Source organism: Kitasatospora sp. NPDC038210 (genome assembly GCF_055600605.1).
Map to the genome: position 1 here is coordinate 20,878 of NZ_JBVJYK010000037.1, position 24,597 is coordinate 45,474.

Here is a 24,597-nt window from a genome sequence, read left to right on the forward strand (position 1 = left end):
CGAACCGTCAGTTCAGGCCCATGGAACGGGCGATGATCACCTTCTGCACCTCGGAGGTGCCCTCGATGATCGTGGTCATCCGCACGTAGCGGTACAGGAACTCCAGCGGGTGCCCGCGCACCCAGCCGGTGGCGCCGTGCACCTGGAGCGAGCGGTCCACCGCGCGCACGGCGGTCTCGGACGCGGTGAGCTTGGCGAGCGCGGCGTTCTCGGGCGACTCGGTGCCCTCGTCGACCAGCCGGGCGCAGGCAAGGGTGAGCAGCTTGGAGGCCTCGACCTCGGCCCGGGTGGACACCAGGTGCTCCTGGACGTGCTGGTACTCGCCGATCACCCGGCCGAAGGCGCGCCGGTCCTTGGCGTACTCGACGCCGACGCGCAGCGCGTACTCGGCGATGCCGTTGCACATCGCGGCGACCACCAGCCGGCCGCGGGAGAGGCTGTCGATGGCGAGGGCGGTGGCCGCGCCGACGCCCTCCTCGCCGCCGATCACGGCCTCCGGGCCGACGGTGACCCGGTCGAGCAGCAGCTCGAACAGCGGCTCGCCGGACATGCCCTCGTAGCGCTGGCCGATCCGCAGTCCGGGCTGGTCCATCGGCAGCACGAAGGCGGTGGAGCCGCCGGTGGGGCCGGCGCCGTCGCCGAAGTCGGTGGCGGCGACGACCAGCGCGATCCCGGCGTGCTCGGCGTTGCTGACGAAGGTCTTGCGGCCGTTCAGCACCCACCGGTCGCCCTCGCGCACCGCGGTGGTGGTGAGCCGGAAGGCGTCGGAGCCGGCGTGCGGCTCGGTGAGGGCGAGGCAGCGGGTCTGCTCGCCGCGCACCAGCGGGATCAGGTGGCGCTCGACCTGCTCGGGGGTGCCGTTGCGCAGCAGCGGGCTGGGGCCGTCCGAGCCGGCCAGGGCGTACGGTGCGAGGACGCAGCCGCTGCGCCCGGCGGCGTGGTGCAGCAGGACGACGGCGGTGAAGGGCATGCCGGAGCCGCCGAGCTCCTCGGGGTAGTCGCCCGCGTAGAAGCCGAGCGCGGCGGAGCGCTTGCGGACGTAGGTGCGCAGGTCGCCGGGCACCTGGTCGGCGGTCTCCGGCAACTCGGCGGCCAGCGGGACGAGTTCGCGGCGCACGAAGCTCTCGAAGGCCTCGACGAGTTCGCGGTGGCCGTCCTCCAGGACGGCGGAGGGGGCGGTCACTTCTCTCCTCCGGTGAGGACGCGGGCCTGGTCGGCCAGGACGGCGTGGCGGAACAGGGTGCGCAGCGGCGGGCGGCTGCCGAGGTGCGGTTCCAGCTGGGCGGCGAGCTCGGCGGCGAGCAGCGAGTGGCCGCCGACCTCGAAGAAGTGCGAGTCCGCGGTGAAGCGGTCGTGGCCGAGCACGGCGCGCCAGGCGGCGGCGATCAGCTCCTGCCCGGGGTCGGCGAAGGTGCTCGGCGCGGCGGGCGCCTCGGCGGCCTGGTCGGCGCTCGCGTCCGCGAGCCGGGCGAGGGCGGCGCGGTCGGGCTTGCCGCCGGGCAGGGTGGGCATCGCCGCGACGGCGGTCCAGGTCGCCGGAACGAGTCCGCCGGGCAGCCGGCGGGCGAGCGCGTCGTGCAGGGCGGCCTGGTCGGGTCGCTCGGCGCCCTCCAGGAAGCCGATCAGGCGGGGGCCGTTCTGCGGGTCGCTGTGCAGCACCACCGCGCAGGAGCGGCCGCCGAGTTCGGCCGAGGCGGCGGCCTCGATCTCCTCCAGCTCGATCCGGTGGCCGCGCAGCTTGACCTGGTTGTCGGCGCGGCCGAGGAAGCAGAGCCGGCCCTCCAGGTCGCGGTAGCCGCGGTCGCCGGTGCGGTAGACGCGAGCACCGTCGAGCGCGGGGACGGTGACGAAGCGGGCGGCGGTCGGCTCCGGCAGGCCGGGGTAGCCGTCGGCCACCATCGCCCCGCCGACCACGAGTTCGCCGACGCAGCCGGCCGGGAGCGGGCGCAGCGTGTCGTCCAGGACGTGCATCCGTACGCCGTCCAGCTCGGTGCCGAGCGGGACCTCGCCGTCCGCGGCGACGTCGGCGGCGGTCACCTCGTGGACGGTGGAGGTGACGGTGGCCTCGGTGACGCCGTAGGCGTTCAGCACGGTGGTGGCCCCGGCGAGGTCGGCGAGGGCCCGTGCGGGCAGGCGCTCGCCGCCGAGGACGAGCAGCCGGGGAGTCCAGCGGCCGTCGCGCAGCGCCTCGCGCAGGTCCTCGCGGACGGCCAGCAGGTAGCTGGTCGGCAGGTTGGCGACGGTGACGCCGCGGGCGGCCAGGACGGCCACCAGCTCGGGCCCGGTGGGCACCTCGCGCTGCGGCACGACCAGGGCGGCGCCGACGGCGAGGGCGGGCAGCACCTCCTCCAGCGCCACGTCGAAGGACGGCCGGGCGAACAGCAGGACGCGGTCGGCGGGGGTGAGTTCGTACCGGGCGGCGATCGCGGCGACGTACCCGGCGAGCGCCTCGCGGCCGACCTGCACGGGCTTGGGCACCCCGGTGGAGCCGGAGGTGTGGATCAGGTACGCGGCGCCGTCCAGGACGGCGGCGGGCTCGGCCTTCGGGAAGGCCGGGCCGTCCAGCAGTGCCGGGGTGACGCCCTCGGCGGGCAGCGCGAGGGCGCTCTGCCGGGTGGCCAGGACGAGCGCCGGGCTCAGCCGCTCCAGCAGCAGCCCGAGCCGGGCCGCCGGGTCCTCGGTGGACAGCGGCGCGTGGACGGCGCCGAGGCGCAGGCAGGCGAGCAGGGCGACCACGCTGTCGGTGCCGCGCGGCAGGACGGTGGCCACCGGCTGGCCGGGCGTGACCCCGGCGGCGCGCAGGCGCTCGACCAACTCGGTGACGCGGCGGTCGAGTTCGCCGTAGCTGATCCGTTCGCTGCCGGCCAGCAGGGCGAGTGCGGTCGGGTCGTGGGCGGCGGCCGGGTCGAGCAGGGCCGGTGCGCCGGCGGGCGCGGCGCCCGCCCACGCGGTGTCCGTCCGCGCGGCTCCGGCCTGCGCGGCCTCGGACCCGGCCTCGGACGCGGGGGCCAGCTCGGCGATCGGCGCCTGCGGACGGTCGAGGTAGCAGCGCAGCAGCTCCAGCAGCCGCTCGGAGAGCAGCACGGCCTCGGACTCGCGGAACAGGTCCGCGTCGTAGTCCCAGACCAGGGTCATCCCGGCGGCGCCGTGCTTCTCGCCGACCACCCGGCGGTCGTCCGGCAGCAGCACCAGGTCGAGGTCGAAGCGGGTGGTGCCGGTGTTGAAGCCCTCGTACAGCGAGACCTCCAGTCCGGGCGCCTGGACGTCCGGGAGCGCGGCGTCGTGCGCGCTGAACATCACGTTCCACAGCGGGTTGTCGGCGCCGCTGGTGTGCAGGCCCAGGCGGCGGGTCAGCTCCTGCACCGGAAGGTCCTGGTAGGGCAGCGCGCGCATCAGGACGTCGGTCGCCTCGTCGACGGCGTCGGTGCCGGACGCGGCGGGGTCGAGCCGCAGGCGCAGCGGCACGGTGTTCACGAACATGCCGACGGTGCCCTCGAAGCCCTCCGGGCGGTTGCCGACGGCCGTGCCGATCACCATCTCGCGGTGGCCGCTGTGCCGGCGCAGCAGTTCGGCGAGCAGCGCGAGGAGGGTGCTGAACGGGGTGTGGCCGTCCGCGGTGCTGCGCTCGCGCAGCCGCTCGGCCAGGTCGGCGCCGATCGCCTGGCGCAGCTGGCCGCCGCGGTGGCGGCGCTCGACGCCCGGCCGGGCCAGGCCGGGCAGGGCGACCTCGCGCGGCGCGTCGGTCAGCTCGCGGGTCCAGAAGTCGAGGGCGCGCTCGCGGGAGACGTCGGCGGCGGTCCGCGCGTGGTCCTCGTACGAGGGCGCGGCGGGCAGCTCGTAGGGCTCGCCGAGGACCCGGGCGCGGTAGACGGTGAACAGGTCGCGCAGCAGGATCGCGAAGGAGTGGCCGTCGTGGACGAGGTGGTGCTCGACGTGGATCAGCCGGTGGTGGTCCTCGGCGAGCCGGACCAGGTGCCAGCGCAGCACCGGCGCCCGCTCGGTGTCGACCGGCTCCTCGGCCTCGGCGGCCAGCAGCCGGCGGAAGGCCGCCTCCGGGTCCTCCTCGGCGGTGAAGTCGCTGTCGCGCAGCTCCGGGCGGCACCCCTCGGCGACCCGCTGGCCGGGCAGCCCCTCCGGCGTGGGCACCAACTCCAGGCGCAGGCCCGGGTGGTGGTCCAGGACGGCGCCCAGACCGGCGTGCAGGGCGTCCCGGTCGAGGGTGCCCCACAGGTCGAGGACGGCGGTGAAGTTGTAGGCGCGGCTTCCCGGCAGCATCTGCTCGTGCAGCCAGACGATCTCCTGCGACGGAGAGAGTGCGAACATGGGCGGTTCCCTTGTGTGGTGGGCTTTGTCGGCACTGCGGTGGCCGGGGAGCGGGTGTGGGGTGGTCCCGCTGCGGCCGGGTGGCCCGGGGCGCACCGGGGTGTCGGTGCGCCGCGGGGCGGGGCGACCGGGCGCCCGTGCCCGTCGGGGCACGCGCGTCCGGGCGCGGTGGATCCGGCGAGGCGGATCCGGTGTGGGAGTTCGGGCCCGCGGGGTGGGCGCGGGAGGTCGGGCGGGTGGGGGCCCGGGGTACGGGAGGCGCGATGCCCTCTCGGGGCACGCGCGTTCGGGGGTGCTCGGGTGCGGGTGCTCGGGCTCGGCGGCTCAGGCGTGGGTGTGCAGGAGCGGCCGGGCCGGCAGGTGCTGCCGCAGTACGGCGAGCAGGTCGTCGAAGGCGGCGTGGGCGTCGGCCTCGGGGAAGCGGTCGCTGTCCCAGGCGAGTCGGATCAGCAGGTCGTCGCCGTGCGAGGCGGAGACCGCGAGCGGTGCGGCGAGCGGGCGTCCGGCCAGGTGGGTCTCCCGGCCCGGCGTGCCGCCGAGCACCAGCGGCGGGCGGCGGTTCAGGTCCTCCAGGGTGAGCATGGCGTCCAGGGCGCCCGACCACGGCGCCCCGGCGGTACGGGCGGCGCGGACCACCTCGTCGAACGGGGTCCCGGCGTGGTCGAGGTCGTCCCACCAGGCGTCGGCGAGCGCGTCCGGGTCGCTCGTGGCGGTCGGACCGGCCGGGTGCACCAGGGTGTTGAGGAAGCAGCCGAGCGCGGCCGGCGCGCCGGCCGGCCGGCCGCCCCACGGGTAGCCGAGCGCGAGCGCTCCCTCCCCCGGGTAGGTCCGGTGCGCCCGGTGCAGCCGGTGCGCGGCGACGCCGACGGCGTCCAGCAGGGCCGGGAAGACACCGCTGCGCGCCGCGCCCCCGGCGGCGGGCAGCCGCTCGGTGAGCATCCCGGTGGACGCGGCCGCGCCGCCGCCCGCCCCGGTCAGTCCGCCCAGCCGACGGCCCCAGTGGGCCTGCGCGGCGGGCCCGCCGGCGGCGTCCTCGGTGGCCAGTTGGAGCTCCACGGCCTGGCGGTAGTCGGCCAGGGCCTGCGGATCGGGCCCGGCCGCCGCCGGTTCGTCCGTCTCGTACGCCTGGCTGAGTTCGGCGGTGAGCAACCCGAGGGACTGCTCGTCGCAGGCCGCGTGGTCCAGCGCGAGGGCCAGCAGCTCCTCTTCGCCGTCCGGCTCGTGGGCGAACAGCAGGCGCAGCGCGGGCCCGTCGGCGGGCCAGTCCAGCAGGGCTTCGCGCAGCGCCTCGCGGGCCGTGCCGCCGGGGGCGACGGCGATCCGGGCGGCCTCGGCGGAGGGGCCGCCGACCCGCAGGACGGGTGTGCCGCGCACGGCCGCGAAGCTGCCGCACAGCGCGGGGTGGCGGGCGGCGACCGCGGTGGCGGCGCGGGCCAGCCGGTCCTGGTCGAGGGTGCCGCGCGGGTAGGCGAAGAACAGCGGGACGACGTCGGAGCGGCGGAGCGGCGCGAGTCGGCGGGTGATCAGGAACCGCCGCTGAGCTCCGGTCAGCGGGAGCAGCTCCACCGGGGATCGGGCGGCGGCGGAGCGGTACCGGGTGAGGTAGGCGGAGGTGATGCTGGCGTGCACGGGAACGGTCTCCGGTTTCCGGTCGCGGCTCGGCAGGTCAGGGGTGGGTCAGTGGGTGGTGGGGCTCGCGGCGATCCGCTCGACGGCGGGCTCGGCGGCAGCGGTCGCCCCGGTGGCGTCGTTCACGGCGGTGTTCTCCCGGGCGGTGGCGGTTTCCCCGGGGGCCTCGTCCACGGCAGCGGTCTCCCCGGCGGTGGCGTTCGCCTCGCCGGGCGCCTCCTCGGCACCCGGCGCCCCGGCACCCGGCAGCTCGCGCATCCGCCGCAGCGGCGACAGCAGCAGTGGCACGGGCACCAGCAGGAACCCGACCGCGCAGAGCCAGAGTGCGGCGCGCGGCCCGGCCGCGTCGGCGACGATCCCGCCGCCCAGCGCGCCGATCGGCAGCGTGCCCCAGACCAGGAAGCGCATGGTGGCGTTCATCCGGCCGAGCAGTTCGGGCGGGCAGACGCTCTGCCGGAAGCTGACCTGGGCGACGTTGTAGGCGACCGCGCCGAACAGCACCACCCCGGAGGCGAGGCCGAACAGCACCACGGCCGCGCCGCCGCCGGACAGCGGCCACAGCACCGCGAACGGCGCCGTCACCACCGTGGACAGCCAGATCAGCCGGGCCTGCCCGACCCACCGCGCCAGGTGGCCCGCGCACAGCGCGCCGGCCAGCCCGCCGACGGCGGAGGTCGACAGCAGCACGCCGATGGCTCCCGGCGACAGGTCGAGCACCCGTACCCAGAAGACCGTCTGCACGGCCATCAGGACGGCGGCGAACAGGTTGGACACGGCGGTGGCGGTCGCGATCGCCCGCAGCAGCGGGTGCCCGAGCACGAACCGGACGCCCTCCCCCACCTCGGCGCGCAGCGAGCGCCCGGGCGCCGGCTCCGGCCGCGGCTCCTCGACCCGGATCCGGGCGAGCAGCAGCGCGGAGGCCAGGTAGCCGCAGGCGTCGGCCACGATGGCGAGCGGCGCGCCGAGCAGCTGGACCAGCCCGCCACCGAGGCCGGGCCCGGCGATCTGCGCCGAGGAGCGGACCGTCTCCAGCGCCCCGTTGCCGCCGACCAGTTGCTCGCGCGGCAGGACGGCGGGCAGGAAGGACTGGTGGGCGACGTCGAAGAACACCGTCGCGACCCCGGTGACCAGCGCCACCAGGTACAGCTGCGGCATGGTCAGCACCCCGAGCGCCGCGGCGGGCGGGATCGACCCCACCGCCAGGCAGCGCACGACGTCGGCCCGGATCAGCACCGGCAGCTTGCGCATCCGGTCCAGCCAGGCGCCGGCCGGCAGGCCGACCAGCAGGAAGGCAGCGGTCTCGGCGGCGGTCAGCAGACCCACCTCGAACGGGGTGGCGTCCAGCACCACCACCGCCACCAAGGGCAACGCGACCAGGGTGACCTGACTGCCCGTCTGGGCGGCCGCGGCTCCGGTCAACAGGAGCCGGAAGTCGCGGTGGCCGAGCAGACGGGCCTGGCGGGGGCTAGGCATCTCGTTCATCGATGCGACTCTCGGCCACCCATTCGACACGGGGCAAGCACCAGGTCCGTTTCCGGACGAACCGCAGCTCGGCCGGATCCCGCCACTCCCCCGACCGCCTCTTGCGCGTCTCTTACGCCCCCTTATGGACCGGCCGCGGGAGCGGCACCACCGGTCGGTCAAGGCTGCACCGGCCGAGGGGCGTGCGGGCCACCGCCGGTGCCGACCGTCCATTCCGTCGTCCGGTATTCGGACACGGCCATTCCGGCCACCGGACGGCACCAGTCAACTTGGCCGGATCCTGTGGAGTACCGCCCCGCCGTCACCTCATCGTGATATCCGCGTGACGGTGGGCAACCGTCGAAGGGGGCACGACCGGTGTCGCCGCGCCCGCTTCTCAGCCGTCCGCCCGGCGGGTGATCGCGAGGACGGCCATGTCGTCGTCCCGCGGCCCGCCGACCCACCGCTCGACGTCCGCCACCAGCGCGTCCAGCACCGCGCCCGGGCCGGCGAACGGGCCCAGCGGAGCCAGCCCGAGCGCCGGGTCGTAGAACTCGCCCGCGCCGTCCCGGGCCTCGGTCACCCCGTCGGTCACCAGCAGCAGCGTGTACCCGGGCGGGAAGGGCCGGCTCTCCGGGGCGGGCCGGGCCACCCCCAGCACGCCCATCCCCAGGGGCAGCCCCGGGTCGGCCGCGTCCAGCCGCCGCACCGGCGGGTCGAGCCGGTCGGGTGGGCCGGGCGGGCCGGGCGGGCCGGGCGGGCCGGGATCAGCGGTCGACAGGTCCGGGACGACGGTCCGCAAGGACGGCCCCCGACTCGGCACCGACGGGCCCGGGCCCAGCAGGTACGGACCGGGGTGCCCGCAGTCGAGCGTGCGCACCACCCCCTCGCCCGGAGGGAACTCCACCAGCAGCGCCGTGATGAACCCCTCCAGGCGCAGTTCCTCGCTCAACTGGTCGGCCTCCCGGAGCAGCGAGGCCTCCAGGGCGTCCGCGAGCGCCGCAAGGTCCGGCACCCGGTGCGAGTCCTCCCGGAAGGCCCCCAGCAGCACGGACACCGCCCCCACGGCGTGCAGGCCCTTGCCCCGGACGTCCGCGATCAGCGCGCGTACGCCGTACGGGGTGGTCTGCAGCGCGTAGGCGTCCCCGCCGATCAGTGCCTCGTCAAAGGCCGCCTGGTAACAGGCCGCGACGGACAGCTCGCCCACCCGTCCCGGCGGCTCCGGCAGCACCGCCCGCTGCGCCGCCTCCGCCACCGACCGCACCCGCTCCAGCCGCCTCCCCTGCCGGGCCACCACCCGGTTCACCCCGACCCCGAGCAGGGCCGCGAAGGCCGTGTTCACCAGCTCCAGGTAGCCGTCGCCGGTCCCGATCGAGGCGTCCTGGGTGGACAGCACCAGGATCCCCGTCACATTGGCCAACCCGACCGCGATCGTGTCGCGCAGGGTCAGCAGCGCCCCGGACAGCACGGCCGCCGCCGCCAGCAGCGGATCGCCCCAGTAGTCGGACGGATCCAGTGAGTTCCACACCAGCCCGCCGATGATCAACAACCACGGTGCGACCCGCACGTACGGCGGCCACTGCACGGACCTCGGGGGCATCGGCGACCTGGCTTCCGTCTCACCACCATCCGGAAGGGCTTCTTCCGATCGTAGTCACGGGCGCCCGGAACTCGCATGACGGCCGTGAGGGGCGTCCGTAGGCTTCGGGGGCTCCCGTCGCCAGACTTCGGGGCTCCTGTCGCCGCTCCCCGGAGGAGAACCCGGTGTCCATCTTCGCCACCCGACTGCTGTTCGCCGACGACGGCGGACTCGAAACCGCGCCCGCGCCGCGGATCTACCGGGGCTCGCACGTCAACCCCGCCGCCGCCGACCCGCGCGGGGGCTGGCTGGAGCTCGCCGAGATCCCCGACCACTGCCACCCCGACGTCCGGTTCCGTGACGATCCCGAGTCGGCGGGCGGCCGGCCCGTTCCGGTGGAGTACCTCCGACTGGGCCTGGGGCGGCCCGCCGAGAGCACCCCGGCCGACGGCACCCCGCACGACGGCCGTTCGGGCGATGCCGACTCTGACGAGGCGGGCTCGGGCCGGGGCGGTCCGGACGGCGCCAGCGCACAGACGACGGTGATCCTGGACCGCACACAGGTCGAGCTGCTGCACGCCGCCCTCACCGAGTGGCTGGCCGCCCGGTGACCCGCGGCCGCGGCCTCCCGCTCACCCGCCCAGGGCGAACCGCCCGGCCCCCGACCCGGCGAGCAGCCCCTCCGGCACCCGACGGCCGTACGCCACCAGCAGCAGGTGCTCGGCCCGCCCCTCGACGGTGAGCGGGCCCTGCCCGTACGACCAGTCGGCGTCCGTCGCCGCCAACCGGACTCCGTCGAGCCGCGCCCCGAAGAACCGGAGGCTACGGGGGGTGACGGCGTCCAGCAGCGCGGTGGTGCGCGCCACGGGCAGCCGGGCGGGCAGACCGAGCGCCACCGTGATGTCGAGGCCGTGGACGGCATCGTGCGCCAGGGCCGCGATCCGGCCGCCGACCGGCGGGCGCCAGGGGTGGTCGGCGTGCTCGGCCAGGGCGGAGGCGAGTTCGCGCACGGTCAGGGCGGCGGCGTCGCGGCGGGCGATCCGGTCGGCCATGCGGTGGACGTTGCCACCGGAGCGGACCAGTTCCAGGAGGGTGCGCGCCGTCGAGTGCCGGAAGCCGGTGCCCATGTGCGCGACGACCTCTCGCACCCGCCAACCCCCGCACAGCGAGGGCGCGTTCCACTGTTCCGGGGCGAAGGCGGCGAACACCTCGGCGAGTTCACGGCGCTCGGCCGCGATCTGTTCGCGGATCCAGTCGAGCCGCCCGGCGTCCGGGGCCGTCGGCTCACTGCTCCGCGGCAGGCCGTTCCCGGGCACGCTGTTCTCGGGCCCGGCGGTCTCGGGCCCGGCGGTCTCGGGCCCGCTGTTCTCGCTCACGCTGTCATTCGGCACGGTGTTCTTCCGCACGCTGTTCTTCGGCACGCTCTCCATGCGTCCAGCCTGCGGCCGGATCCGGACGCCCGTCCAAGACCGGGATGTTCTGCCGCCTATGATCATGAGTTATGGAACTGCGGCAGCTCCAGTACTTCGTCACCGTCGCCCAGCACGGCAGCTTCACCCGGGCCGCGCAGCTGCTGCACCTGACCCAGCCCGGCGTCAGTTCCCAGATCCGGCAGCTGGAGCGCGAGTTGGGGCACCGGCTGCTCGACCGCTCGGGCCGAACCGTACGCCTCACCCCGGCCGGCGAGGCGGTGCTGCCGCACGCCCGGGCGGCGCTCGCCTCCGCCGCCGCGGCCCGGCGGACGGCGCGGGAGTTCGACGGGCTGCGGCGCGGGCACGTACGGCTGGGCATGGTCGCCGGGGCGGCGTTCACCCCGCCGCCCGGGCTGGGCACGTTCCCCGGCCTGGCCACCACGCTGGCCGCGTTCCGCCAGGAGCACCCCGGCATCGACTTCTCGCTGACCGAGGACACCACCGCGGGGATGCTCGCCGCCCTGCGCGACGGGCGGCTGGACCTCGCCGTGATCGGCCTGCCCACCGCCGCGAGCGGACGCGAGGGCGACGACGGCTGGACGACACTGGCCGGTCTCGGCCTGCACACCGTGCTGGAGGTTCCGCTGGTCGCGGCGTGCCCCACGCACCACCCGCTCTCGACCCTCCCGGGTGACGGCGTCCGGGACGACGCCCTTCCGGTCGCCGCTTTGGCCGGACACGCCCTGGTCAGCACCCCGCGCGGCACCGGCATGCGCACGGCGCTGGAGCACGCCCTGGCCGAGGCGGGCGCGAGCCCGGCCGTCGGCGTCGAGGCCGCCGCCCCACCGCAGTTGGCGGATCTCGCCGCACACGGGCTGGGTGTGGCCGTCCTGCCGGACCCTGGCGCGGTCCCGGGGCTACGGGTCCGCCCGCTGGCGCACCCCGTTCCGTTGGTGCGGATCGCGCTGGCCTGGCCGGGCGAGCGGCCGGCCGAGCCGCCGGCCGCCGCCCTGCTCTCCCATCTGCGGGCCGCCTACCCGGGCCCGGCGGCCCCCCGGCCCCCAGCTGCCGCCGACGCCGCCGCGTCCGCCGCGACCTGCGCGCCGTCACCGATGTGCAGCAGCGCTGCCGCGCCGTCGAGGACCTCCCGGTCGAGCGGGAAGTAGCCCTGGGGCGGTGTGGTGTCGGTGCGGGTACGGCCGGTGGCGGGCAGCCGCGCCTCCGTCAACTTCCATCCAGTGCAGCTCCGTTGCAGGAACGCCTCGTAGGTGTCCGGCGCCGGTTCGCCCAGACCGATCGCTTCGCTGCGCCCCAGGCTCCCGGCGACGAAGGCGTACCGCTCGCCGAGCAGCGCGCCGACGATGCGGCCCGCACTGTTCCAGCCACAGTCCAGCTCCCCCTGCGCCCAGGCGCTCGGGTTCCGCTGCAGGTGCTGGTTGTGCGAGAACACCAGGGTCGGCCCACGCTGCGCCTCCAGCTCGCGGATGTCGAGGAGGTTCTGTGCCATGAGCGCGTCCCGCACGCCGATCAGGCCGCTCAACCGGTCGCTCGGGGTGAGGCCACGGACCGCCGACTGCGCGTGGTAGCGCAGGAGGCCGATGCCCGCGGTCAGCTGCGTCCTGGCCCGGAACCACGCGGCCGGGGAGGTCGCCGCGATCAACTCGGGTGCCCGCGCGTGGAGTCGGAGGAGCAGGTCGTCGGCGAGGCAGCGCAGCCTCCCGGCCTCGGCGGTGGCTCCGGGCGACTGCGCCGGGTCGAGCACCGCCTCGGCCCGGCTCCAGCGCTCGTCCTCGCCGGCCGGTCCGGCGATGTCGAGGTCGTGGCCGCGGCTGGCGCCGTGGTCGCGGTCCAGGTCCAGGTCCAGGCCGCGGTCCAGGTCCAGGCCGCGGTCCAGGTCGCGGCCACGGTCCAGGTCGCGGGCGTGGCCGCGTCCGAGCAGGTAGTCGCGGGCGTGCTCAAGGTAGCTGCGCGGGCTGGGGGCGCTGTAGGTCTCGGTCGGGGCGTCGAAGCCGTGGAAGGCCAGCCGCTCCCCCTGCGGTCGGCTACGGTTGAACTCGTGCATCCAGGCGACGAGTTCGCGGTTGGCGCGGAGCTCGCCGAAGCCGTGCGAGAAGCCCTCGGCCATCGCCGTCTCCAGGGTGCCCACACCCTCCCGGACGTAGTCGTCCACGGCGAGGGCAGCCACGCGGTCGGTTTCGAGGGCGATCGACCGGAAGCCCCGGTCGACCAGCCGGGCGAACAGTTCGTTGCGGACCCATCCGAAGGCCGGCTCCTGGTGCGTCGGCTCGCCGAGCCCCAGCAGCTCGCACGACGGGGTGACGAAGTCGTGAATGTCCTGACTCATGGACCTCAAGCGTATCCTTGAAAGATCGGTTGAGACTTTGCCCGAGCCAGCCCGCCGACTGCCAGGAGATCTGCCGCAGGAAGTCTCAAACGGGCCCGAACGGAAGACCACCATGCGCCCCTCCGATCTCGCGCGCGAGCACGGCATCTCGACCCAGGCGGTCCGCAACTACGAGCGCGACGGCTGCCTCCCGCCCGCCGCCCGCACCCCCACCGGCTACCGGATCTACACCGAGCTGCACGCGGCCGCCCTCCGCGCCTTCCTCGCCCTCGTCGCCGCGTACGGGCACCCGCTGGCGGGCCCGGTCATGACCGCCGTCCACGCCGACCGCCTCGACGAGGCCCTGACCACCCTCGACCGCGGCCACGCCCGCATGCTGCGCGACCGGGAGACGCTGGTCGCCGTCCGGGACGCCGTCGGTCACCTCACCTCCGCGGGTGCCACACCCGCCGCACCGTCGACCGCCGCCGACCGTCCGGTCCCGCCCGGTCCGCTCACCATCGGCGACGTCGCGCACCGGCTCGGCGTCACCCCCGCGACCCTGCGCACCTGGGAGGTCTCCGGGATCCTCGCCCCGGCCCGCGACCGCGCCACCGGCCACCGCGTCTACGGCCCGGCCGACGTCCGCGACGCCCAACTCGCCCACCTGCTGCGGCGGGGCGGCTACCCGCTGGACCGCATCGCCGCCGTGGTCCGGCAGATCCGCTCGGCGGGCGGCACCGACGAACTGGCCGCCGCCCTCGACGGCTGGCAGAAACGCCTCACCGACCGGGGTCTCGCCATGCTCACCGCCGCCGCCCGCCTCGGCGACTACCTGAGCCTCCGCGCCGTGCCGGCAACCGGCTTGACCTCAAGGTGACTTGAGGTACGAGAGTGATCCGCATGACCACCGAAGCCACCGGCACCCCGGTTACCGACACCCGCACCGCCGACGTCGACGCGATCGAGCGGATCGTCGCCACCGTCGAACGCACCCAGCGCGCCAAGGACCCCGAGGGCTTCCTCGCGCTGTTCCACCCCGACGCCCTCTGGACGACCGCCCACGGCAAGGTCCTCCTCGGCCTCGACGCGATCGCCGAGTTCACCCGCGCCGTCCTGCCCGCCGCGACCTGGGACGGCGAGGTCACCTACGAGGTGGCACACGTCCGCTTCCTGCGCCCCGACGTGGCGGCCGTCAAGGTGCGCCAGGTCTACCACTCCGCGGCGGGCGACTCCGAAGGTTCCCCGCTCTACGTCATGACCAGGCAGGACGACGGACGATGGCTCCTGCACGCCTGCCAGAACACCGAGGTGAGGCCCGCCTGAGGCCCGGCTCCCCGCCCGGGCCGCCCGGATCGGTCCGGGTGGATCGGTCCGGGTGGATCGGCTCGCACGGGTCGGCGCCGGCGGATCGGCTCGGACGGGTCAGCCGACGCGGCTGAGCCGGGCGGGGCGTGCGGCCACCCCGTCGGCGAGCACGGCCGGCTCGTCCTGGTCGGCCCGCTCGGGACCGGCGAGCAGGATGGAGCGCTGGAGGCGGCGCAGGGCGGCGGACGGTTCCATGCCCAACTCCCGTACCAGGGTGTTCCGCAGGCGCTGGTAGGCCTCCAGGGCCTCGCCGCGCCGTCCGGAGCGGTGCAGGGCGATCATGTACTGACCGTGCAGGCTCTCGTGGGTGCGGTAGCGGTCGACCAGGACGGTGAGTTCGGCGAGCAGCACGCGGTGCCGCCCGAGCCGCAGGTCCGCCTCGATCCGCTGGTCCAGCGCGCAGAGCCGGGTCTCCTCCAACCGCTTGGCCTCGACGGCGAGTTGGCCGCCGACCGGGATGTCCGCGAAGGCCGGTCCGCGCCACAGCGCGAGGGCCTCGCCCAACTGGCGGGCGGCGAGCGGATAGTCGCCGGCGTCCATGGCGCGGTAGCCGTGCCCGGCGAGGCGGTCGAACTCCCGGAGGTCGACGAGCCCGCCGCCGCTGTTCAGCATGTAGCCGCCGACCGAGGTGACCAGGACGTCCTTCGCGCAGGACGCCCCCGGACCGCCGTCCCCCTGGGCGAGCGCCCGGTCGATGAGGTCACGCAGTTGGAGGACGTACGTCTGCACGGTGGTGCGCGCACTGCGCGGCGGGCGGCCGCACCACAGCTCCTCGGCAAGGACACCGGCGGGCACGACCTGGTCGGCCCGTAACGCCAGCAGGGCGAGCACCTGCCGCGGCTTCGGGGCGGTCGGCACCACCGACACCCCGGACAGTTGGACCCCCAAGGCCCCCAGCACCCGGATTTCCACGACGACCACCCCAAATCCAGACGGATCGGCGACCCCGACGGCCACCGGCCGGGCGGGTGCTCCGCTGCTCGATCAAGGCCCCGCGATGCTGCGCGGAGGGATCGGTTGAGCACCCGACGCCTATCCAAAAACAGGACGGACGGTTTGTCAATACAAAACCGAACGCGCTGTTTGTTTTTGCGCGGAGGAGTCGCCCCTGGACCGGGCCGACGGGCCGACGCGGGTAGACCGGCAGACCGGCCGAGACACGGAACCGGGGAAACGGAACCGGGGAAACGGAACCGGGGAAACGGCGCCGGGGAAACGGCGCCGGGGAAACGGCGCCGGCGGCACAGAACCGGGCAGCGGAACCCGGGCGGTCAGCGCGAGGCGACCCCGCCGACGCCCGCCCCGGCGGCCGCACCCCGGCCGGCGCCACCCCCACCGGACTCCACCGGCTCCGCCGTCCGGGCCGCCTCCAGCTCGGCCACCACCCGGCCGCCCCGGTCCACGCCCAGGTCGAGGGTGGCGAGCACGCCGGGCACGGCGATGCTCGGCATCAGGTGCTGGTACAGCACCGCGACCCGGCGTTCCAGGTCGGCCCGGCCGGACATCTTCTGGGACTGGATCTGCACGCCCGTCCAGGCCCCGGTCACCAGCCACGCCGTCTCGGCCGGCACCACCTGCGGCAGCAGTTCGCCTCGCTCGCGGGCCGCCGTCAGCACGCTCTCGGCCCGCTCGATCCACCCGGGCGCGGCACCGCCGCTGAAGTCGCCGAACACGTCCTGACCGAGGGAGAGCCGCGCGCCCGCGCTCAACAGCGGGTCACGCGGCATGAGATGGGCGACCACCATCCCGAGGTCCACGAACTCCTGCAGCTTGCAGTGCCGTTCGGGGATCTCGTCGCGGCCGAACTGCTCCTCCACGACCCCCTGCGCGAGCTCCCGCTTCGACGCGAAGTGGAAGTACACCGCACCGCGGGTCACGCCGGCGCGGGCGACGACCTCGCCGATCGTCGCCCCCTCGTACCCGTACTCGTCGAAGACCGACGCCGCCGCCTCCAGGATCAGCCGACGCGTCCGGACCGCCCGTTCCTGCCGCACCATCGCTACCACCCCACCCGAAACGCTCGGCAAACAAAACCAAACACCCCGCATCTTACCCGCCCGCCCCCGAGGCGATCCCTGCGTGCCAGGTCACATAGGGCGGTCTTTGAGCGAGGAAAAACCGCGTGGACGGTATGGGTCGACCAGGTGGCCAGGACCCCCACCGAAGGGCTTCCAACCGGAACAGCAGCTCCTACTTGCAGCCGCCATACCCACGGGGAGGCACCTCATGATAATGAACCCGTCAAGTCTGAGCCCCGAAATCGCCGCAGGTCAACGGACATTCACCAACCCCACACAGCCCGCGGAACGGTTCAGACCTCTGCCGGGGGTATCCGAACGACCCCGCTCGGCCGCCGACGAACCTTTGTTCTGTTGCCTTGAAAAGCAAACCGGTAGGTACGTATCTTACGAGCCCTGAGCAGCCCACCCCGCCCGTTACGGCCTTTCGGAGCGCTCCCCATGACTCTGCTTGCCTTCCGCACGCCTGCCGCCGGCCTCACCTCGGCCGAGGCCCCCGGGGCCGTCCCCGGCCAGGGCCCGGACGCCGGCCCGGCACCCCGTCTGACCAGCACCGTCGCCAAGGAGTACGTCCACCGGGCCTGCCATGCCGAGGTCTTCCTCACCGGCAGCGAGCAGCTGAACGAGACCACCTTCGCGGTCTCCGCGCAATGGCCCCGGGCGCACACGTTCTTCAGCACCCCCGACGGTACCCGGCACGACCCGATCCAGGCTGCTGAAACGATCCGCCAGGCCGGGCTCTACCTCGCCCACACCCGGTTCGGCGTTCCGCTCGACCACAAGTTCATGATGTGGAACCTCGACTACACCACCCGCCCGCGCCAGCTGCTGATCGGTGCGAAGCCCACCGACCTCACCATCGAGGCGAAGCTCGTCGCCGAGCCGCGCCGCACCCGCAACACCGTCGACTTCACCTTCAGCGCGGTCGTCCGGCGCGGGCCGCAGCTGGCCGCCACCGGCTACGCCCGCTTCACCACCGTCCCGGGCTCGACCTACGAGCGGCTTCGCCGGGGTCGTGTCGACGTCGACACGCTGCCGGTGCCCGGCACCACCGCCGAGCCGCTGCCGCCGGCCCGGGTCGGCCGGCTCCGCCCCTGCGACGTCGTCCTCACTCCGGCCGGTGCGCCCGGCACCTGGCACCTCACCCCCGACTTCTGGCACCCGATCCTCTTCGACCACGCCAACGACCACATCCCCGGCATGGTCCTGCTGGAAGCGGCCCGCCAGGCGACCAACGCGCTGGCCAGCCCGGTCACCGTCACGCCGACCGCCGCGGCCACCACCTTCCACCGGTACGCCGAGCACGACGCGCCCACCCTCATCACCGCCCGGCACACCCCCGGCGAGGACCCGGACGCGCTCACCACGACCGTGACCGGCCACCAGCACGGCGAGCCGATCTTCACCACCGTCCTCACCGGACACCCGGACCACCGCTGAGTCGACGCGCACCGCCCACCGCCGCACCGAAGCGGGCAGCCGGTGCGGCGAGGGCAGCCGGTACGGCCCCACCGCCTGAACGTCCCCTCCCCGCGAACGTCCCGCACCGCCGCGACGGCCCGCCCGACCTCCCCGGTCCGGCGGGCCGACCCGCTCGGGGCAGCGCGCGTCAGCGGGGGCCGATCCCGGCCGGAACGGAGGCCCGCGCGGACGGCCCCCGGCCGGGACGCAGGCCGGCGGGACGGGCCTCGGCGGGAACGGCAGCCGGCCGGCGAGCTACGGCAGGGAACCCCGACCGGAACGCACCACCCCCGGGCTGGCACCGGAGCGAACACCTGCGCGAGGATGTCAGCCCTTGGATCCACTGCCACCGGGGAGCACGCAGTGAGTGAAGTCGCTTCGCACCAGCACGAATTGATCAAACTGACGGACCGTCCGGGCGCCGCCGACGCCCGCGGATGCGACGGGCGTACCGGCGGCCGCGACGTCCGGGTCCGGGTGCTCGGGCGGCACGCGCCGGGCTCCCTGCGCGGGCACGACTGGCTGGACTGCGAGATCACCGTCACGGCCGACACCGTGCGCGGACGCTTCACCACCGTGGTGACCGATCGCCATCTTCGGCGCTGGGAAACGGCGTTGGACCGGCTTCGCCAGGGGTTCGCGGTCCGCTGGCTGAACGAGGAGCACGGCCCGGAACTGCGGATAGAACCCGGGCGGCCGGGCGGGCTGTGGGTGACCGTCTCGGACACCGAGGAGTCCGGCGTCACGCTCCGGGTCGCCCTCTCCCCCGCCCCCGGCTGGCTGGAAGAGCAGCACGCCCTGCTCGAACTCGTCCGGAACGCCTATCCGACCGAGGTGATCGAGGCCGCTCCCGGCGTCCACGCGGAGCGGCGCGGGACGCCGGCCGTCGAGGGCTGAGTGGCCGTCAACCCGCTTTCCCGACGTGCTACCCGGCGTTCTTCTCGGCCGTGGTCCCGGCGGGCTCTTCGGCTGTGGTCCCGGCGGGCTCGTCGGTTGCAGTCCCGGCAGGCTCGTCGGTTGTAGTCCCGGCGGGCTTCGCGAGGCGGCCGAGGGAGCGGTCGGGCAGGGTGAGGAGGAACAGCAGGGCCGCCGCACCGAGCATGAACAGCGCGAGGCCGTGCAGGCCTTCCGTGGTGGCACCGTGCGGGAAGACGGCGGCGTTCGCCGCGGAGGCGGCCATCGCACCGAGGTACATGAAGGTGCGCAGCAGCCCGGCCGCGGAGCCGATGGCGGCCGGCTCGGCCTGGTGGTAGAGGGCGGTCTGGGTGCCGAGCCCGATCAGCCCCTGCGGGATGCCCGCCAGCACGCCGATCGCGATCAGCAGCCCGGCCGGGCTGTCCGCGTGCACCGACGACAGGGCGGCACAGGCGGCGATCTGGCACGCCGCACCGACCAGGAGCTTGCCGCGGACAGCCGGGCTGCGGCCGGTGAGGCCGGACACGGCGAGGGCCGTGAGCGAGAGCGGCAACAGGACCAGTCCGGCGCCGGTGGCGGACAGGCCGCGGCCCTCCTCAAGCCACTGGGTGTATCCGTAGAGGAAGGCGTAGCCGGCGGTGTAGCCGAGGAGTTGGCGCAGATACGTGGCGATCAGCGGCCGGTTGCCGGCGAGCGCCCGCAGGTCGATGAAGGGGGTGCGGGCCCGCGTCTCGCGGACGGCGAAGCCGGCGGCGGCGAGGAGGGCCAGCACGGGCAGGTACCAGAGCGCCGGGCTCGGCCTCATCAGGAACAGCATCAACGAGACCAGCAGGACGGCGAACAGCGCGATCCCGCTGCGGTCGAGGCGGTCGGGCTGACCGGTGTGGTCGGGCTGACCGGTGTGGTCGGGCCGGCCGGTACGGTCGGCACGGTCGGCACGGTCGGCACGGTCGGTACGGTCGGGCTGGTTCTGCGGGGCGCGGTGTTCAGCGGCGACGGGCAGCCGGGCCGCACCCAGCGCCAGACAGGCGAGCGAGAGCGGCACGTTGACGAGGAAGACCGTCCGCCAGCCGCCGACGCCGATCAGCAGGCCGCCGAGGGTCGGACCGATCACGGCGACGGTCTGGTTGGCGACGGCGAGCGCGGTCAGCACCCCGGTGGGGCCGGACCTCCCGGTCCGCTCGGCCTCGCTGCGGGTGAGGTGCATCGCGGCGGGGTAGGCCGCCGAGGTGCCCAGGCCGAGCAGTACCCGGGCGGCGATCAGCAGACCGAGGGACGGGGCGAGCGCGCCGAGGAGTCCGGCCGCGCCGACCAGCGCGGTCCCGGCGAGGTAGAGGCGGCGCGGGCCGTGGGTGTCCACCAGACGCCCGATCACCGGCTGTCCGACGGCCGTGGCGAGGTAGAGGCCGGTGACCAGCCAGGCGGTCTCGGCGGGCGGGGCCCCGAAGGCTGCGCCGACCGGCACCAGGGCGACCGCGATCATCGAGGAGTTGATCGGGTTGAGCACCGAGCCGAGCACCATCGGCGCGATCAGCCGTCGGTCGAACGCGCTGTTCGGAGCGGGCGCGCGGCGACGGCCCATCCGAAGGCGGCCCACCCGAAGGCGGTCGGCCCGTAGACGGCCGGCCAAGCCGCTGGCCCCGCGGCGGACTCCGCGACGAATCCCGCGGCGGGCCGGGCGGGTGGCCGGGCCGGTCATCGCTGGTTCAGCCGGTCGATCAGGGCGAGCGCGGCCAGGACGGTGGCGCGTTCGGCCTCGTCGTACTGCTCCTCCAGCGCCCGGGCCAGCCACTCCTCGCGCGCCTGTCGACTGTCCGCGATCCGGGCCAGACCGGCCCCGGTGAGGCTGACCAGCAGGCGCCGCCCGTCCTCGGGATCGGGCCGTCGCCCGATCAGGCCGTGCTGTTCGAGCACGGCGAGGCTGGCGGCCATGGACTGCGGCCGGACCCGCTCGGCGGCGGCCAGCGCACTGGCGGAGGCCGGGCCGTCGTTGATCAGCCGGCTCAGCACGGCGGTCTGGGAGGGGGTGAGGTCGCCGGTTCCGTCGGCCTCCCGGAGGGTGCGGCGCAGCCGGCTGAACACGGCGCGCAGCTCCCGGGCAGCCAGGGCCGCGGAGTCACCGGGGACGGCGGAGTCACCAGCGGCCACGGCGGCCGCGGGAACAGGGCGGGTCTCTCGCTTCTCGGTCATGCTTCCACGGTAGTTTTCATCAGTCTGGACTGTCCAGTCTGGACTGATGGTTTTCCTCTTGTCCGGCTACGGGGACGGCTCCGTCCGGCAGCCCGGAATAATGGCGGTATGACCGATGAACAGCTCCGCGTCGTCCTCGCCGAGGACTCGGTGATCCTCCGGGACGGGATGGTCGAACTGCTCACCGCGCGCGGCTGCGCGGTGGTCGCCACCGCCGGTACGGCGCCCGAGCTGGTCGCCGCCGTGACCGAGCACCGGCCCGACGTGGCCGTGGTGGACATCCGGATGCCGCCGACCCACACCGACGAAGGGATCCGGGCGGCCGTCGAGATCCGCGCCACCACGCCCGAGGTCGGGATCCTGGTCTTCAGCCAGCACGTCGAGACCGTCTGGGCGGCCCGGTTGCTGGCCGACGGCGCCGCCGGCATCGGCTACCTGCTCAAGGAACGGGTGGCCCGCACCTCCCAGTTCGTGGACGCGCTGCACCGGGTCGCCGCGGGCGGCACCGCCCTCGACCCGGAGATCGTCAACGGGCTGATCGGCGGCCGGCGGCGCAGCCCGGTGGACGCGCTCACCCCGCGCGAGCGGGAAGTACTGGAGCTGATGGCGCAGGGCCACTCCAACCGCTCGATCGCCGCGCAGCTCGTGGTGTCGGAGCGGGCGGTGGAGAAGCACGTCGCCGCCGTGTTCACCAAGTTCGACCTGCCTGCGACCGACACCGACAACCGACGGGTCAAGGCCGTACTCGCCTACCTCGCGGAGAGCGGCGCCTCGTGAAACCGGGCTTGCAGGCTGCGCATGAGTGCGCCTCATGAGCAACGCTCATGGGTGCTCCTCATGAAGTCCTCTCATGTCGAGGGCCCATGAAGACCTCTCATGGGCACGTCGACCCATGAACGCAGCTCATGGCCGACCCCATGAGAGGAGCTCATGGCCCGCCCCATGAGCTCCTCTCATGCCCCCGCCCCCACCCCTGATGGCTCCAACCGCTCCGACGGCCCATGAGAGTCCGTCACAGCCTGTCGGGCAACACGGCGCTGACCACGGTCGGCCCGCCCGGGGGGCTGTCCACCCGCAGCACGCCGTCCACCGCGGCGAGCCGTTCGGCCAGGCCCGCGAGACCGCTGCCCGTGCCGATCGCGGCGCCGCCGCGGCCGTCGTCGCGCACGGTCAGCCGGACCCTCCCGTCGACGGCGCTCGCGGTCAGTTCCGCCGATCGCGCGCCACTGTGCTTGGCCACGTTGGTCAGCAGCTCGGCCGCACAGAAGTAGACGGCCCGTTCGATCACCTCGACCGGCCGTTCCCGCAGGTCCAGCCGGAGCGTGACGGGCACCGGCGAGGTCGCGGTGAGCCCGGGCAGCGCCTCGGCCAACCCGCCGTCCAGTGCCACGGGGTGGATGCCCCGGGTGAGGCGGCGCAGGCCCGTGATGGTGTCGTCGGTCTGCCCGCGGGCCCGGTCGACCAGGGTGCGCAGTCGTCCGAGGTCGGGCTCGGCCGGGTCGGCGAGGGCGTCGTCGGCCAGTGAGAGGGTGATGGCGAGCGCGACCAACTGCGCCTGGGTGCCGTCGTGCAGGTCGCGTTCCAGGCGCCGCAGCCGGTCGCTGTTCTCGGTCAGCAGGGTGGCCCGTGCGCTCTCCAGTTCGCGTACCCGCTGCTGCGAGCGCACCGGGCCGAGCAGCGTCCGGGCGAGCGCCCGGTTGGCCCGGCTCAGGGCCCGCAGCACGGCGGGTACGGCGGCCAGCAGTGCGAGGCCGACCGGGATCGCCAGCACGTCCGACCAGCCGACCGGTCTCGGACCGGGCTCCGCCAGCCGTACCCAGAGGGGGAAGCCGACCAACCAGACGCCGCCGAGCGGCAGCCCGACCGCGGCCAGGAAGCCGAGCACTCCCACCGGCAGCCGTAGGAAGAGGTAGAGCAGCACCCGCCAGGCCACCGGGTCGGTCAGCACGATCCGGCCGCGGGCGATCAGCCCGGACGGGCGCGCCAGCGGCGGCGGCCCGGGCACCGTCTCGTCGAGCAGCCACTCGACCAGCCACCGGTGCATCCGGCCGATCCGTCGGGCCCCGAGCAGCGCGGCCGCCAGGAACGGCAGTCCCAGCACGGTGAGCGAGAGCAGCACCCCCGCGTAGAGGACGGCGACCGCGTAGACGCCGCCGAGCACCCCGAGCGGCAGCCCGAGGACGGCGAACGCCACCTCGTCACCGCGCACCGCCAGGAACCGCCGCCGCTCCGCCACCGTCCGCGTCACCGCCGCCCACCGGGCTGCCGCCCACCGCGCCACCGCACCGCCACCCACCGCACCGCCGTTCACCGCGCCACCGCCCACCGCTCTGCCGTCCACCGCACTGCCGTCCACCTCACCGCTCACCCGCCGACCGAGGCAAGCATCCACCAGGCCCCGCCGCAACGTCGCAACTACCGCATCCAGCGGCCTGCACCGGTCTCCTCAGGCCCCGCCGCCCCGCCCGCGCGCCCCCGCCCCCGCCCCCGCGCCGGTCACCTCACCCCCGCTCCCCGCCCGCGGACTCCACGGCCGATCCGCCGCTCGCCCACAGCCCCGTCCCCACGATCCCCGGCACCGTCAGGACCGCCGCGCCCAGCACCACCCAAGCGCACTCCGCGCCCGGCACCACCGGCACCACCGTTCCCCGGACCGCCCGGCTGAACGCCCCGGTGGCCGCGGCGGCCACCGCCGCGCCCAGCAGCACGCCGACCGCCGTGGTCAGCAGTGCCTCCGCCGTGAGCATCCGCAGCAGTTGCCGCCGCGTCGCGCCCACCAGGCGCAGCAGGGCGAACTCCCGGCGCCGGTCGGCAGTCAGCGCGACCAGGGTGTTGACCGTGGAGACCGCCGCGAAGCAGACCAGCAGGCCGAGTTCGGCCTGTCGCAGCCAGATGTCACTGGCCTTGGTGACGCTGGTCGCGGCGCCGGTCGCCCGGGCGACCCGCTCGGCGGTGCTGGTCATGATCAGCATCGTGCCGGAGAGCCCGACCAGCAACGCGACCGGAACCACCGCCGAGGAGAGCCGGGCGGCGTAGCCGCGCAGGTTGGCGTCGGCGAGCCAGCCGGCCCGCGGGAGGAGTGCCCGGACCGGGGCGCCGAGCACCGCGGCCGTCGCCCACGCCGCCGACGGACCCAGCAGGGCGACGGCGACCAGGAGCACCAGCGAACCGAGCAGCGACGCCTGTCCCGCCTTGTCCAGCTCCCCGGCGGGCCTGGTCGCGGCCAGTCGCAGCAGCAGCGCACCGCCCGCCAGCACGGCCACCCCGGCGATCAGCCGCGGCACGCCGGTCCGCCGCGGCACGCCCGTCTCCCCGGTCAGGGCGACGGCCGGTGCGGGCCGGGTGATCCGCCGGGCCGCGACGGCGGTGGCCGCCAGGCCGACCAGCAGCGCCACGCCGAGCGCGACCAGCACGGGCACCGGCGATCCGGGTACGTGCAGACCGGGAGCGGCCATCCCGCGCCGCTGCAGGGCGGAGAGGAAGGACCGGGCGGCGAGGAGGCCCGCTGCGCAGCCGGGGGCGGCGGCCAGCAGGACGGTCGCCAGGACCTGCGCGCGGACCACCCGCCGCACCTGCCGGGGCGTCGCGGCGACGGTGCGTAGCAGGGCCAGGTCGCGGTGCTGCTGACGGACGGTGAAGCCCAGCGCGTTGACCACGACGAACAGCGCGACCAGGACGGCGATCTCACCGAAGGCCGCGGCGATCACCATCACGCCCGGCCCGCTCACCGGTGTCCGTGCCACCGCCGCGGGAGCCGTCGCCTGCGCGGCGACCAGCGAGCCGAAGAGCGTCACCGTCGCCATCGCGAGGAACAGCGCCGCCCCCAGGCCGGCGAAGGCCGCAGGCCGCCGCCGGATCTGCCCGACGGACAGGGCCAACACGGGGCTGCTCGTCCATGCCGTACTCATCGGGCCCATC

The 24,597-nt window shown here is 75.0% G+C and carries 19 protein-coding genes and 1 pseudogene; 7 read left to right on the forward strand and 13 right to left on the reverse strand.

Annotated features, from left to right (window positions below; all coding sequences use genetic code 11):
* Positions 1 to 7: 7 nt before the first annotated feature.
* The 5 genes from ACZ7KX_RS38975 to ACZ7KX_RS38995 form a co-directional block, all read right to left on the reverse strand.
* The gene (locus tag ACZ7KX_RS38975; protein WP_470330678.1) at positions 8 to 1,183 is read right to left on the reverse strand and encodes an acyl-CoA dehydrogenase family protein; all 1,176 of its coding nucleotides are present in this window, start codon (positions 1,181 to 1,183) and stop codon (positions 8 to 10) included.
* On the reverse strand, positions 1,180 to 4,323 hold the full coding sequence (locus ACZ7KX_RS38980; RefSeq protein ID WP_470330679.1) for a non-ribosomal peptide synthetase: 3,144 nt from the start codon (positions 4,321 to 4,323) through the stop codon (positions 1,180 to 1,182). The genes ACZ7KX_RS38975 and ACZ7KX_RS38980 overlap by 4 nt, the downstream gene beginning before the upstream one ends.
* 324 nt (positions 4,324 to 4,647) lie before the next feature.
* The gene (locus ACZ7KX_RS38985; RefSeq protein ID WP_470330680.1) at positions 4,648 to 5,952 is read right to left on the reverse strand and encodes a non-ribosomal peptide synthetase; all 1,305 of its coding nucleotides are present in this window, start codon (positions 5,950 to 5,952) and stop codon (positions 4,648 to 4,650) included.
* A gap of 48 nt (positions 5,953 to 6,000) precedes the next feature.
* Complete coding sequence (locus tag ACZ7KX_RS38990; protein ID WP_470330681.1) at positions 6,001 to 7,434, reverse strand: MFS transporter; 1,434 nt, start codon at positions 7,432 to 7,434, stop codon at positions 6,001 to 6,003.
* Between the two features lie 376 nt (positions 7,435 to 7,810).
* Positions 7,811 to 9,013, reverse strand: a complete 1,203-nt coding sequence (locus ACZ7KX_RS38995) for a PP2C family protein-serine/threonine phosphatase (RefSeq protein ID WP_470330682.1) — start codon at positions 9,011 to 9,013, stop codon at positions 7,811 to 7,813.
* 164 nt (positions 9,014 to 9,177) lie between these two features.
* On the opposite strand from ACZ7KX_RS38995, the gene ACZ7KX_RS39000 reads away from it, so the two are divergent.
* A complete protein-coding gene (locus ACZ7KX_RS39000; protein ID WP_470330683.1) occupies positions 9,178 to 9,603 on the forward strand; it encodes a hypothetical protein in 426 nt (141 codons plus the stop codon).
* A 21-nt stretch (positions 9,604 to 9,624) separates the two neighbouring features.
* Here the strand turns inward: ACZ7KX_RS39000 and ACZ7KX_RS39005 are convergent, their stop codons facing one another.
* Positions 9,625 to 10,422 (reverse strand): maleylpyruvate isomerase family mycothiol-dependent enzyme, encoded by a 798-nt coding sequence (locus ACZ7KX_RS39005; protein ID WP_470330684.1) that lies wholly within the window; start codon positions 10,420 to 10,422, stop codon positions 9,625 to 9,627.
* Between the two features lie 71 nt (positions 10,423 to 10,493).
* Between ACZ7KX_RS39005 and ACZ7KX_RS39010 the strand changes: the two genes are divergently transcribed.
* Positions 10,494 to 11,570: a LysR family transcriptional regulator gene (locus tag ACZ7KX_RS39010; RefSeq protein WP_470330685.1), complete on the forward strand. Its 1,077-nt coding sequence runs from the start codon at positions 10,494 to 10,496 to the stop codon at positions 11,568 to 11,570.
* 2 nt (positions 11,571 to 11,572) lie between these two features.
* Here the strand turns inward: ACZ7KX_RS39010 and ACZ7KX_RS39015 are convergent.
* Positions 11,573 to 12,895: pseudogene (locus ACZ7KX_RS39015) on the reverse strand (erythromycin esterase family protein); the annotation flags it as partial.
* On the opposite strand from ACZ7KX_RS39015, the gene ACZ7KX_RS39020 reads away from it, so the two are divergent.
* Together ACZ7KX_RS39020 and ACZ7KX_RS39025 are read left to right on the forward strand one after the other, a co-directional pair.
* Positions 12,861 to 13,607: a TioE family transcriptional regulator gene (locus ACZ7KX_RS39020; protein WP_470330686.1), complete on the forward strand. Its 747-nt coding sequence runs from the start codon at positions 12,861 to 12,863 to the stop codon at positions 13,605 to 13,607. The pseudogene ACZ7KX_RS39015 and the gene ACZ7KX_RS39020 overlap by 35 nt on opposite strands.
* 23 nt (positions 13,608 to 13,630) lie before the next feature.
* The gene (locus ACZ7KX_RS39025; protein ID WP_470330687.1) at positions 13,631 to 14,053 is read left to right on the forward strand and encodes an SgcJ/EcaC family oxidoreductase; all 423 of its coding nucleotides are present in this window, start codon (positions 13,631 to 13,633) and stop codon (positions 14,051 to 14,053) included.
* 99 nt (positions 14,054 to 14,152) lie between these two features.
* On the opposite strand, the gene ACZ7KX_RS39030 is transcribed toward ACZ7KX_RS39025, so the two are convergent.
* Both ACZ7KX_RS39030 and ACZ7KX_RS39035 read right to left on the reverse strand, forming a co-directional pair.
* Positions 14,153 to 15,007, reverse strand: a complete 855-nt coding sequence (locus ACZ7KX_RS39030; RefSeq protein WP_470330705.1) for an AfsR/SARP family transcriptional regulator — start codon at positions 15,005 to 15,007, stop codon at positions 14,153 to 14,155.
* 359 nt (positions 15,008 to 15,366) lie between these two features.
* Positions 15,367 to 16,092: a ScbR family autoregulator-binding transcription factor gene (locus ACZ7KX_RS39035; RefSeq protein ID WP_470330688.1), complete on the reverse strand. Its 726-nt coding sequence runs from the start codon at positions 16,090 to 16,092 to the stop codon at positions 15,367 to 15,369.
* Positions 16,093 to 16,554: 462 nt separating this feature from the next.
* Between ACZ7KX_RS39035 and ACZ7KX_RS39040 the strand changes: the two genes are divergently transcribed.
* Both ACZ7KX_RS39040 and ACZ7KX_RS39045 read left to right on the forward strand, forming a co-directional pair.
* Positions 16,555 to 17,553, forward strand: a complete 999-nt coding sequence (locus ACZ7KX_RS39040) for a ScbA/BarX family gamma-butyrolactone biosynthesis protein (protein WP_470330689.1) — start codon at positions 16,555 to 16,557, stop codon at positions 17,551 to 17,553.
* Between the two features lie 384 nt (positions 17,554 to 17,937).
* A complete protein-coding gene (locus ACZ7KX_RS39045) occupies positions 17,938 to 18,471 on the forward strand; it encodes a DUF5959 family protein (RefSeq protein ID WP_470330690.1) in 534 nt (177 codons plus the stop codon).
* Between the two features lie 28 nt (positions 18,472 to 18,499).
* Here ACZ7KX_RS39045 and ACZ7KX_RS39050 read toward each other — a convergent pair whose 3' ends face one another.
* A complete protein-coding gene (locus ACZ7KX_RS39050) occupies positions 18,500 to 20,071 on the reverse strand; it encodes an MFS transporter (RefSeq protein ID WP_470330691.1) in 1,572 nt (523 codons plus the stop codon).
* 113 nt (positions 20,072 to 20,184) lie between these two features.
* On the reverse strand, positions 20,185 to 20,679 hold the full coding sequence (locus ACZ7KX_RS39055; protein ID WP_470330692.1) for a MarR family winged helix-turn-helix transcriptional regulator: 495 nt from the start codon (positions 20,677 to 20,679) through the stop codon (positions 20,185 to 20,187).
* Positions 20,680 to 20,787: 108 nt separating this feature from the next.
* On the opposite strand from ACZ7KX_RS39055, the gene ACZ7KX_RS39060 reads away from it, so the two are divergent.
* Entirely contained in the window at positions 20,788 to 21,456 is a 669-nt protein-coding gene (locus ACZ7KX_RS39060) for a response regulator transcription factor (RefSeq protein WP_350522631.1), read from the forward strand.
* Positions 21,457 to 21,691: 235 nt separating this feature from the next.
* Here the strand turns inward: ACZ7KX_RS39060 and ACZ7KX_RS39065 are convergent, their stop codons facing one another.
* Both ACZ7KX_RS39065 and ACZ7KX_RS39070 read right to left on the reverse strand, forming a co-directional pair.
* Positions 21,692 to 23,047 (reverse strand): sensor histidine kinase, encoded by a 1,356-nt coding sequence (locus tag ACZ7KX_RS39065; RefSeq protein WP_470330693.1) that lies wholly within the window; start codon positions 23,045 to 23,047, stop codon positions 21,692 to 21,694.
* A 133-nt stretch (positions 23,048 to 23,180) separates the two neighbouring features.
* On the reverse strand, positions 23,181 to 24,587 hold the full coding sequence (locus ACZ7KX_RS39070) for an FtsX-like permease family protein (RefSeq protein ID WP_470330694.1): 1,407 nt from the start codon (positions 24,585 to 24,587) through the stop codon (positions 23,181 to 23,183).
* Between the last annotated feature and the right edge of the window lie 10 nt (positions 24,588 to 24,597).

Excerpts from the sequence above, each read along its gene's own strand:
- ACZ7KX_RS38980 (WP_470330679.1), bottom strand. The coding sequence starts at position 4,323 with ATGTTCGCACTCTCTCCGTCGCAGGAGATCGTCTGGCTGCACGAGCAG.
- ACZ7KX_RS38990 (WP_470330681.1), bottom strand. The coding sequence starts at position 7,434 with ATGAACGAGATGCCTAGCCCCCGCCAGGCCCGTCTGCTCGGCCACCGC.
- ACZ7KX_RS38995 (WP_470330682.1), bottom strand. The coding sequence starts at position 9,013 with ATGCCCCCGAGGTCCGTGCAGTGGCCGCCGTACGTGCGGGTCGCACCG.
- ACZ7KX_RS39005 (WP_470330684.1), bottom strand. The coding sequence starts at position 10,422 with ATGGAGAGCGTGCCGAAGAACAGCGTGCGGAAGAACACCGTGCCGAAT.
- ACZ7KX_RS39010 (WP_470330685.1), top strand. The coding sequence starts at position 10,494 with ATGGAACTGCGGCAGCTCCAGTACTTCGTCACCGTCGCCCAGCACGGC.
- ACZ7KX_RS39020 (WP_470330686.1), top strand. The coding sequence starts at position 12,861 with ATGCGCCCCTCCGATCTCGCGCGCGAGCACGGCATCTCGACCCAGGCG.
- ACZ7KX_RS39025 (WP_470330687.1), top strand. The coding sequence starts at position 13,631 with ATGACCACCGAAGCCACCGGCACCCCGGTTACCGACACCCGCACCGCC.
- ACZ7KX_RS39035 (WP_470330688.1), bottom strand. The coding sequence starts at position 16,092 with ATGGTGCGGCAGGAACGGGCGGTCCGGACGCGTCGGCTGATCCTGGAG.
- ACZ7KX_RS39040 (WP_470330689.1), top strand. The coding sequence starts at position 16,555 with ATGACTCTGCTTGCCTTCCGCACGCCTGCCGCCGGCCTCACCTCGGCC.
- ACZ7KX_RS39050 (WP_470330691.1), bottom strand. The coding sequence starts at position 20,071 with ATGGGCCGTCGCCGCGCGCCCGCTCCGAACAGCGCGTTCGACCGACGG.
- ACZ7KX_RS39055 (WP_470330692.1), bottom strand. The coding sequence starts at position 20,679 with ATGACCGAGAAGCGAGAGACCCGCCCTGTTCCCGCGGCCGCCGTGGCC.
- ACZ7KX_RS39060 (WP_350522631.1), top strand. The coding sequence starts at position 20,788 with ATGACCGATGAACAGCTCCGCGTCGTCCTCGCCGAGGACTCGGTGATC.
- ACZ7KX_RS39070 (WP_470330694.1), bottom strand. The coding sequence starts at position 24,587 with ATGAGTACGGCATGGACGAGCAGCCCCGTGTTGGCCCTGTCCGTCGGG.